The organism is Stenotrophomonas sp. S49 (assembly GCF_016624905.1).
Lineage (GTDB): Bacteria > Pseudomonadota > Gammaproteobacteria > Xanthomonadales > Xanthomonadaceae > Stenotrophomonas.
In genome coordinates this window covers 1-9,366 of record NZ_JACVUD010000132.1, presented here as the reverse complement: position 1 = coordinate 9,366, position 9,366 = coordinate 1, and the positions used below count along the sequence as shown (strand labels likewise).

Annotated in this window: 8 protein-coding genes; 2 read left to right on the top strand and 6 right to left on the bottom strand. The window is 67.2% G+C overall.

Annotated features, from left to right (window positions below; all coding sequences use genetic code 11):
* Positions 1-153: 153 nt before the first annotated feature.
* Positions 154-1,137, bottom strand: a complete 984-nt coding sequence (locus tag IAE58_RS19035) for a LysR family transcriptional regulator (protein ID WP_108751644.1) — start codon at positions 1,135-1,137, stop codon at positions 154-156.
* Between the two features lie 207 nt (positions 1,138-1,344).
* Between IAE58_RS19035 and cysK the strand changes: the two genes are divergently transcribed.
* Entirely contained in the window at positions 1,345-2,304 is a 960-nt protein-coding gene (cysK, locus tag IAE58_RS19030) for a cysteine synthase A (protein WP_108757031.1), read from the top strand.
* 270 nt (positions 2,305-2,574) lie between these two features.
* Positions 2,575-3,171: an O-acetyl-ADP-ribose deacetylase gene (locus IAE58_RS19025; RefSeq protein WP_199934640.1), complete on the top strand. Its 597-nt coding sequence runs from the start codon at positions 2,575-2,577 to the stop codon at positions 3,169-3,171.
* A gap of 6 nt (positions 3,172-3,177) precedes the next feature.
* On the opposite strand, the gene IAE58_RS19020 is transcribed toward IAE58_RS19025, so the two are convergent.
* The 5 genes from IAE58_RS19020 to IAE58_RS19000 all read right to left on the bottom strand — a co-directional run bounded on the left by IAE58_RS19020 (position 3,178) and on the right by IAE58_RS19000 (position 9,129).
* Positions 3,178-4,218: an ABC transporter substrate-binding protein gene (locus tag IAE58_RS19020; RefSeq protein ID WP_199934641.1), complete on the bottom strand. Its 1,041-nt coding sequence runs from the start codon at positions 4,216-4,218 to the stop codon at positions 3,178-3,180.
* A gap of 124 nt (positions 4,219-4,342) precedes the next feature.
* Positions 4,343-5,347 (bottom strand): class I fructose-bisphosphate aldolase, encoded by a 1,005-nt coding sequence (locus IAE58_RS19015; protein ID WP_108750932.1) that lies wholly within the window; start codon positions 5,345-5,347, stop codon positions 4,343-4,345.
* Positions 5,348-5,555: 208 nt separating this feature from the next.
* Positions 5,556-7,022: a pyruvate kinase gene (gene pyk / locus IAE58_RS19010; protein WP_108753995.1), complete on the bottom strand. Its 1,467-nt coding sequence runs from the start codon at positions 7,020-7,022 to the stop codon at positions 5,556-5,558.
* Between the two features lie 263 nt (positions 7,023-7,285).
* Positions 7,286-7,954 carry an HAD hydrolase-like protein gene (locus IAE58_RS19005; protein ID WP_199934642.1) on the bottom strand — a complete coding sequence of 223 codons (669 nt, stop codon included), beginning with the start codon at positions 7,952-7,954 and terminating at the stop codon, positions 7,286-7,288.
* Positions 7,954-9,129 carry a phosphoglycerate kinase gene (locus IAE58_RS19000; RefSeq protein ID WP_199934643.1) on the bottom strand — a complete coding sequence of 392 codons (1,176 nt, stop codon included), beginning with the start codon at positions 9,127-9,129 and terminating at the stop codon, positions 7,954-7,956. The genes IAE58_RS19005 and IAE58_RS19000 overlap by 1 nt, the downstream gene beginning before the upstream one ends.
* Positions 9,130-9,366: the final 237 nt, after the last annotated feature.

Below are 9,366 nucleotides of genomic sequence, written 5' to 3'. Positions count from 1 at the left end.
CGCATGGATGCGGCTGCCAAGCCTACACGGACGTACTTGCGGCGTCCCCGCCCTCCGACACCGCCCCGCCAACCCACGGATAGCCCGCTTTTGACGTTGCCGTTGCCGTTGCCGTGAGCGGGTGCAGGGCGCAGCCCTGCAACGCCCCAACCCTTAGACCGTGATGGTCTGGGTCAGTGATTCCCAAGTCGGGGGCTGCGGCCACGCGGCGGCCTGGTTGCCGTCCAGCACCCGGCGCAGGTCGCGCGGGTCGATCTGTGGCGCCAGCACGTGTACCAGTTCCAACGCGTAATCGCGCAGCACGCGATCGCGCGGCAGCACCGCCCACGCAATGCATTCGGTGATCGGCTCCGGCGCCGGCCACGATTTCAGATCTTCGTCGTAGGCACTGACCGCCATCTCCGCCAGCAGGCCCACGCCCAGACCGGTGCGCACATAGGTCTTGATCAGGTCCGCATCCAGCGCCGTCAGGGCCAGGTCAGGCACCAGCCCCTGGGCGGCGAACGCACGCTGCAGCGACGAATTCGGACGCGTGGACGATTCGTAGCTGATCAACGGCTGCCGCGCCAACGCGGCCAGGTCCGGCGCGCGGCCGGCGCGGTCCAGCGGGTGGCCCTTGGGCACCACCACCAGCCGGCGCCAGCGGAACAGCGGCACGGCAATGCCGTCGGTCGGTTCACTGCCGGCGGTACTGATGATGGCGATATCGGCATCGCCCTGGTTGAGCCGGTCCAGCGCGTCCGCTTCGCCGGCCTGCTGCAGATGCACGCTTACCTGCGGGTACGCCTGCTTGATCGCCGCCACCGCCGGCGGCAGCACGAAGCGCGCCTGGGTGTGGGTGGTGGTCAGGATCAGCTGGCCCTGGCTTTCGCGGCGCTGGTTGGCGGCATAGGTGCGGATGTTGTTGGCCTCGGCCAGCACCGCGCGGGCGCGGGTGATGACCTCGGTCCCGGCCGGGGTGACCGATTCCAGGCTGCGCCCCTTGCGCACGAACAACAGGAAACCCAGCTCGTCCTCCAGCTGCTTGAGCTGCTTGGACAGGCCGGGCTGGGTGGCGTGCACGCGCGAGGCGGCGAGCGTGATGTTCAGCTCGGCATCGGCGATGGCGACCAGGTAGCGCAGCTGGGTGAGCGTCATGGCGGGCAGGCGGCGGGGGCGGAGGTCCACTCTAGGGTCAATTCCCGTCACCAGCTTATAACCAAAGGTTGTTTAAGAAAGGTATCTGGTCATTTCCGGGTGTCATATGCCGGCGCTACGGTCAGCCGGCAGCCGCTGGCCTGGACGGCCAGCCCTCCCCTCTTCCGCCCGCCGCAGCCCGGCGCGGCCTGCTTCTGGAGCGCTTCCATGGCCCTGTACGACTCCATCCTGGACACCATCGGCAATACCCCCATCGTCAAGCTGCAGCGCCTGGCACCGCAGGGCGTGACCCTGTACGCCAAGGTCGAATCGTTCAATCCGGGCGGTTCGGTGAAGGACCGCCTGGCCCTGGCCATCATCCTGGACGCCGAAGCGCGCGGCCTGCTCAAGCCCGGCGACACCATCGTGGAGGCCACCTCGGGCAATACCGGCGTGGCCCTGGCCATGGTCGCCGCCGCCCGCGGCTACAAGTTCGTGGCCACCATGGTGGAAACCTTCTCCATCGAACGCCGCAAGCTGATGCGTGCCTACGGTGCCAAGGTGATCCTGACTCCGGCCGCCGAACGCGGCAGCGGCATGGTGCGCAAGGCGCGCGAGCTGGCCGAACAGCATGGCTGGTTCCTGGCCAGCCAGTTCGCCAACCCGGCCAACCCGGCCTACCACCGCAACACCACCGCCGCGGAGATCCTGCGCGACTTCGCTGGCAAGCGCCTGGATTACTTCGTGAGCGGCTGGGGCACCGGCGGCACGCTTACCGGTGTGGGCGAAGTGCTGAAGGTGGCACGCCCGCAGACGCGCATCGTGGCCACCGAACCGGCCGGCGCCGCGTTGCTGAAGGGCGATGACTGGAAGCCGCACAAGATCCAGGGCTGGACCCCGGATTTCGTGCCCGATGTGCTGAACCGCGACGTGGTGGATGAACTGCTGACCGTGGAAGACGAGCGCGCCATCGCCACCGCGCGCCGCCTGGCCGCCGAGGAAGGTCTGTTCGTGGGCATCTCGGCCGGCGCCACCGTGGCCAGCGCGCTGGATGTAGCCAGCCGCGCCGAAGCGGGCTCGGTCATCCTGGCGATGCTGCCCGATACCGGTGAACGCTACTTCTCCACGCCGCTGTTTGCCGATGTGAACGAAGGCTCCGACGACGACTGGCTGGCCGGCCTGCCGTAAGCGGTGCGGGGTCGGATCCCTTTCCCCCAGGGAAAGGGCTCTGACCCCACCGACGTGGCGCAATGACGGGGGTCAGAGCCTTTTCCATGCGGAAAAGGATCTGACCCCTTTCTGCTTCAGCCTGCGTGAAGGTAATTGCCGCCATCGTGCGTGAAGACCGGATCGCAGGTTGTGAGACGGTCATGACGCAGCATCCATGCCCTGTGCCCTACCGTGGGTACAGCCAGCGCGGAGGATGCGCGGAACAACCGACAGGCAGGAGACGGACGCATGAAGATCGAAGTGTGGCAGGGCGACATCACGACCCTGGCGGTGGATGCGATCGTCAACGCGGCCAATGAATCGCTGCTGGGCGGCGGCGGCGTGGATGGTGCGATCCACCGCGCGGCAGGCCCGGGCCTGCTGCAGGAATGCGAGCAGCTGCCGCAGCTGCGCCCCGGCGTGCGCTGCCCCACCGGCGAGGTGCGCGCCACCGCCGGCCATGCACTGCCGGCCAAGCATGTGCTGCACACCGTGGGCCCGGTCTGGCACGACGGCCAGCGCGACGAACCGGCGCTGCTGGCCAACTGCTATTGGAAATCGCTGCAGATGGCAGAATCGCTGGGCGTACAGTCCATTGCGTTTCCCGCCATCAGCTGCGGCGTGTACGGCTATCCGCTGTACCAGGCCGCGCAGGTGGCCGTGACGGAAACGCTGGCATGGCAGCGCAGCCACGCACAGCCGATGCGCATCGTGCTGGTGGCCTTCAACACCGCCACCGCCAAGGCCTACCAGCAGGCGCTGGCCGCCGCCGGCCACGCGGTGGAGGCAGAGCGCATCCTGCCGCTGCCGCCAGTGGGTGATGCCGGCTTCGCGGCCGCGCACTGAGCGCGATCAGCGCACCTTGATTTCCACCAGGCCGCTGGTTTCGCTCAGGTTGCTCACGTCCACCGTGTAGTGGCCGGCCGGCAGGGTTTCCTGCAGGTGCGCGTCGGTTCCGTTGCCACCGTCGTCATCGCTGCGCTCGATCTCACCACCGACCAGGCGCAGCACGGTGTCGACCTGGCTGGAAAGCGCATCCAGCTGCACCTCGGCCGGTTCGTCCAGGGTCAGCAGGAAACGGCGGCGGCCTTCGCCTTCCAGCAGCGTGTAGACGCTGCCGTTGCGGGGCAGCGCGGTGCCATCGGTATCGACCAGGTTGTCCGGCATGGCGCTGCGCTTGGCCTCCAGGCTGAAGGCGCCCTGGTCGCCGTCGCCCAGCCCGCGCACGGTAAGCGTGTACTCGCCGGGCTGCAGCGGCAGGGTGATGCGGGAATCGGTGCCCTCACCGCCGTCATCGTTTTCGCTTTCCTGGCCATTGCCCTTCAGCGACAACAGGGTATCGAAGGCGTCCGAACGCAGCTGGATCTCGTACAGGCCCGGGCTGTCGACCTTCAGCGTGTAGTCCTGTGTTTCGTCCAGCAGCAGGTCGTTGATGCGGCCGGCGCCGACGATCGGCGTGCCGTCATAGGGCTGCAGGGTTTCGGCGCGCAGCCGGAACGGCCCGAACGCATCGGGACCTTCGGCGTTCACCGCCACCTGGTAGGTGCCGCTGCCGTCGGCGCGGAACGCCACCGAGACTTCGTCGCCACTTTCATAGCCGCTGCGGCTGCTGGCCACCAGGGTGCCGTTGTCGAACACGCTGATGGAGCCGTTGAGCGTGCCGGTCAGCTTGATGCCGACCCGCTGCTTGTCCTGCAGGGCCAGCGCGTAGACCTGATAGTGGCTGCCATCGTTGTAGTTGAGTGCGCTGCGTGCGGTGATTTCACCGGACAGCGGCTTGTCCAGCGCCAGCGGCGGGGCCTTGCCGGCCTCTGTGCTGCTGCCGGGAAGACGGTTGCAACCGGCCACGGCCACGACGGTGGCAATGGCGATCACGATGGCGGCCTTGCGCATGTGCTGCTGCTCCTTTCCCTGGAAACCGGGTACCGGCACGGCACCCGCTGCAGCGCAACGATACCCGCAAATGAAGACGCCGGCACAGGGCCGGCGTCCATTACGGCTCAGGCGGTGGCGCGGCTCAGCCGTTCCACTTGCCCAGGGCGGCCTGGCCGTTTTCCTTGGCGCGCTCGAACACGGTCTTCTGCGCGGCGGCGTAGTTGCCCTTCATGTCCTTGGCCCACAGCTTCAGCGCGGCCTGCTGCATGGCACGGCCGTAGGAGAAGCTGAGCGGCCACGGCAGATTGCCGAGCTGGTTCATGGCGTTCAGGTGGGCGGTGGACTGTTCGTCGCTCTGGCCACCGGACAGGAACACCACGCCCGGCAGGATGGCCGGCACGGTGCTCTTCAGGCACATCACGGTCGATTCGGCCACTTCTTCCACGTCGGCCTGTTCATCGCAGCCCTTGCCCGAAATGACCATCGAGGCCTTCAGGATGGTGCCTTCCAGCAGCACGTTCTGCTGGTACAGCGCATCGAACAGCGAACGCAGGGTGGCTTCGGTCACTTCGTAGCAGGTTTCGATGTCATGGTCGCCGTCCATGATCACTTCCGGCTCGACCATCGGCACCAGGCCGCATTCCTGGCACAGGGCTGCGTAACGGGCCAGCGCGTGGGCGTTGGATTCGATGCAGGTGCCCGACGGGGTGTTGTCACCGATGTTGATGACCGCGCGCCACTTGGCGAAACGGGCACCCAGCTTGTAGTACTCCTGCAGGCGCTCGCGCAGGCCGTCCAGGCCTTCGGTGACCAGCTCGCCCGGGCAGCCGGCCAGCGGGTGCGCACCCTTGTCCACCTTGATGCCCGGAATCATGCCGTGGTCAGCCATGTACTTGGCGAACGGCACGCCGTCCTTGGTGGCCTGACGGATGGTTTCGTCGTACAGGATGGCGCCGGAAATGTGCTCGTTGAGCTTCGGCGTGGTCAGCAGCAGCTCGCGGTAGGCGCGACGGTTTTCCTCGGTGTTCTCGATACCCACGCCGGCGAAACGCTTGGCGATGGTAGCGGTGGATTCGTCGATCGCGATGATGCCCTTGCCCGGGGCGACCATGGCCTGGGCGGTTTCGGCCAGCTGTTCGATGCTCATGTATTTCCTGTGGCGGGTGCGGGAAAAACGCAATTATAGCCCCGCCACCCGTTGCCCCGACGTGGAGGACAGGATGGAAACGATTCCAGATGTGCGCAGGACAATTTCTGTCCTGCGACCTCGGGTCAGAGCCCCTGCGGGGATCTGACCCTGTGCGGCACGGGGTCAGATCCCCGAAGGGGCTCTGCCCCTGGCCCGGCGGCTGCGCTTACAGGTCGCCCAGACCGCTGGCGCGGCCGTCTTCGCCCACTTCCAGCAGACGCAGCGTGTTGGTGGCACCCAGGGTTTCCATGTGCTCGCCACTGGTGAACACGACACGATCACCGGCCTGCAGCAGTTCCGATTCCACCAGCAGGCGGATGCTGCCACGCGCGGCTTCGCGCGGGGTCAGGCCGCGGCTGTCGAAGTTGATCGGGTAGACATCGCGCATCAGCGCCATCTGGCGGCGGGCGCCGTCGTGGCGGGTGACGGCGAACACCGGCGCCTTGGCGCGGAAACGCGACAGGTAACGGGCGGTGCCACCGGATTCGGTCATCGCCACGATGGCGCGCACGCCCACGTGCTGGGACAGGAACATGGTGGCCATGGCGATGGCCTGGTCGGCACGTTCCAGGTTGCGCGGCGAGGCATTGAAGTCGGTTTCGGTCTGGAACTGGCGTTCGGCACCCAGGCAGATGCGCGCCATGGCCTCCACGGCCTTCACCGGGTAGGCACCGGCGGCGGTTTCGGCCGACAGCATCACCGCATCGGTACCGTCGATGACCGAGTTGGCCACGTCCAGCACTTCGGCGCGGGTCGGAATGGGGCTTTCCACCATCGACTGCAGCATCTGCGTGGCGGTGATCACCACCTTGTTCTGCGCCAGCGAGGCCTTGATGATCTTCTTCTGCAGGCCCGGCAGTTCGGCATCGCCGATTTCCACGCCCAGGTCGCCACGGGCCACCATCACCACGTCGCTGGCCTCGACGATTTCTTCCAGGTTCTCGATGGCTTCGGTGCGCTCGATCTTCGACACCAGGGCTGCATCGCAGCCGTGCGAGCGGGCGATGTCACGCGCGTCGTTCATGTCCTGCGCGTTGCGGCAGAACGAGACCGCGATGAAATCCACGCCGATCTTGGCAACGATGCCGATCAGTTCCTTGTCGCGCTCGGTCAGCGCGCCCAGCGACAGGCCGCCGCCCTGCTTGTTCAGGCCCTTGCGGTCGGACAGGGCGCCGTCGTTGAGCACGGTGTTGATGATGCGCTCGCCCTGCACTTCCACGACCTGCAGCTGCATCAGGCCGTCATCGAGCAGCAGCACGTCGCCGGGGCCCACGTCCTGCGGCAGGCCCAGGTAGCTCACGCCCACCTGGCTGGCATCGCCGGGGCCGGCGTTTTCATTGGCGATCAGGTCGAAACGGTCACCGGCCTTCAGGAAGACCTTGCCTTCGGCAAAGCGCTCGATGCGGATCTTCGGGCCCGGCAGGTCGGCCAGGATGCCCACTTCCACGCCCACGCGGGCGGCAGCGGCACGCACGTCGGCGGCGCGCTTGGCCTGGCCGGACGGGTCACCGTGGCTGAAGTTGAGGCGCACCACGTTCACGCCGGCGCGGAACAGATCCTCCAGCACGCCCGGCGGGTCGGTCGCCGGACCGAGGGTGGCAAGGATCTTGGTGCGACGCTGACGCTCGAACATGGTGAATGGGCCTCTCCCGTGAAAGGGGGGAAATTAGCACATCCTTCACGCCCCATGTATACGGTTACACCCTTGTGGCGCCTGACTCTTCGGGACATGAAGCGGACATGCTCCGGACAGGGAACGGATGTAATCGGTTCCCGCGCTTGCACTCGCCCGGCCAGCGAGGGTCAGAGCCCTCTCCGCTGGAGATGGGTCCGACCCCTCGCGGGGAACGGGGTCAGAGCCCTTTCCCTTGGAGAGGGGTCCGACCCCTGGGTGGGTCAGGCCAGCAGGGTGAGCAGCTGCGCCGGTTCGCGGGCCAGATGTCCGGCGCCGGCCTCGGTCAGCTCGGCTTCGCCGCCGAATCCCCACAGCACGCCCACGTTGCGCACGCCGTGGAAGCGCGCACCTTCGATATCCATGCGGCGGTCGCCGATCATCCAGCACTGCGCCGGGTCCAGCTGCAGCCGCTGCAGGGCCTCGCCCACCAGTTGTGGCTTGCTGCTGCGCGAGCCATCGGGGGTGGAGCCGATCACATCGTCGAACAGATGGCCAAACGGCAGATGTTCGGCAATACGGCGGGCATGTACCTCGTTCTTGGCTGTCACCACGGCCAGGCGATGGCCCCGCGCATGCAGCGCATGCACGGTGTCTTCGATGTCCGGATAGACCGTGTGCTCACGCCAGCCCTGCACATCGAAGCGCTCGCGGTACAGCGCCACCGCCTGCTCCACCCGCTGCGCGTCGCCGAACAGCGGGGTGAAGGTGGTGCGCAGCGATGGGCCGATCCACCCCAGCAGGGTTTCCTGCGGCGGAACCGGCTGGTCCATCTTCTGCAGCGCATAGGCAATACAGGTGGTGATGCCCACTTCCGAATCGATGAGCGTGCCATCCATGTCGAAGAAGAGCGTGGCACGCCCTTCCTCGATCTGTTGCGGCTGGACCGACATCAGTTGCCGCGCGCAGCCAGCGCGGCCACCGCCGGCAGGGTCTTGCCTTCCAGGAATTCCAGGAACGCACCGCCGCCGGTCGAGATGTAGCTGACATCACCGGCGATATCGAACTTGTCCACCGCCGCCAGGGTGTCACCACCACCGGCGATGGAGAACGCCTTGGAGCGGGCGATGGCGCGGGCCAGGGCTTCGGTGCCCTTGCTGAAGGCTTCGAACTCGAACACACCCACCGGGCCGTTCCAGACCACGGTGCCGGCCTGTTCGATCAACTGCGCGTACTGGGCGGCCGTCTGCGGGCCGATGTCCAGGATCAGATCGTCTTCGGCCACGGCATCGACGGCCTTCACTTCCGCCGCAGCGTCGGGCAGGAACTGCTTGGCGGTGACCACGTCCACCGGCAGCGGAATGGCTGCGCCACGGGCCTGCGCGTCGGCCACGATCTTCCTGGCGGTATCCAGCAGATCCGGTTCGTACAGCGACTTGCCGACCTTGTAGCCGGCCGCGGCGATGAAGGTGTTGGCGATGCCGCCGCCCACGATCAGCTGGTCCACCTTGTTGACCAGGTTGGCCAGCAGTTCCAGCTTGGTGCTGACCTTGCTGCCGGCCACGATGGCCAGCAGCGGCTTGGCCGGGGCATCCAGCGCCTTGGCCAGCGCGTCCAGTTCGGCCATCAGCAGCGGGCCGCCGGCGGCCACCGGGGCGAAGCGGATCACGCCGTGGGTGGAAGCCTGCGCGCGGTGCGCGGTACCGAAGGCATCCATCACGAACACGTCGCACAGGGCGGCGTACTGCTTCGACAGGGCTTCGTCATCCTTGCCTTCGCCGACGTTCATGCGGCAGTTTTCCAGCAGCACCAGCTGGCCCGGCTGCACGTCCACGCCGTCCACCCAGTCGCGCACCAGCGGCACTTCACGGCCCAGCAGCTCGGACAGGCGCGCGGCAACCGGTGCCAGCGAATCGGCTTCGCTCCAGACGCCTTCCTTCGGACGGCCCAGGTGCGAGGTGACCATCACCGCGGCGCCCTGTTCCAGCGCGCGCTTGAGCGTCGGCAGCGAGGCGGTGATGCGCTGTTCGGAGGTGATGCGGCCATTCTCGATCGGCACGTTCAGATCCTGGCGGATCAGCACGCGCTTGCCGGAGAGGTCGAGGTCGGTCATGCGGACGATGGACATGGGCAACTCTTTGGCTCAGGGACGGGATGCCGGTGAACGGCAGACGGCCATTGTATCGGCTGGTGGGGGGCCGATGCCTGCGGCAGGCAGAAGCGCACGGCAACTGCAACTGCCAGAGCCGAAGCCAGAGCCGAAGCGCTGGCGCTTCCTGGTGCTTTGGGTGGGCCGGGGTGGTGTGGGCTGGCAGGGGACGCCGCAAGTACGTCCCTGTAGGCTTGGCCGCGGCATCCATGCCGC